Origin of the sequence: Lysobacter sp. TAB13 (assembly GCF_052113885.1) — a bacterium.
Classification (GTDB): domain Bacteria; phylum Pseudomonadota; class Gammaproteobacteria; order Xanthomonadales; family Xanthomonadaceae; genus Lysobacter; species Lysobacter gummosus.
Genome location: NZ_JBFRDR010000393.1, coordinates 1 through 363 on the forward strand (window position 1 = coordinate 1; position 363 = coordinate 363).

The following is a 363-nucleotide window of genomic DNA, read 5'->3' on the forward strand; positions in this document are numbered from 1 at the left end:
CTGCCGCGATCATCTCGGCCACGCTGACGGGCTCGGGGTCGGCAACTGTATAGCTACGCCGTGCCGGGCAGGCGGGTGTCAGCGCGAAGAGGATCGCGTCGACGAGATTCTCGATGGCGAGCAGGGAGCGCGGGGCATCGAGACCGCCGAGGGGCAAGGGTATCGGCAGACGCGCCAGCTTCAGGAGCGACGCCATATTCCCTTTGACGCCGGGCCCATAGACCAGAACCGGCCTCAGCGAGATCCAGTCGAGACCGAGCGCCGCGAGTCCCTGCTCTGCTGCCAGCTTGGAGCGGCCATAGGCATCGTCCGGGGCTGGCGGGTCGCTCTCGCGAAAATGGCCGTCAAAGGCTCCCGTGAGAG

Annotated in this window: 1 protein-coding gene; it reads right to left on the reverse strand. The window is 67.2% G+C overall.

Going from position 1 to position 363, the window contains the following annotated elements:
- Positions 1-363: NAD-dependent epimerase/dehydratase family protein (locus AB4Y92_RS26660; RefSeq protein WP_441822357.1), on the reverse strand; the 363-nt coding region annotated here is incomplete at both ends.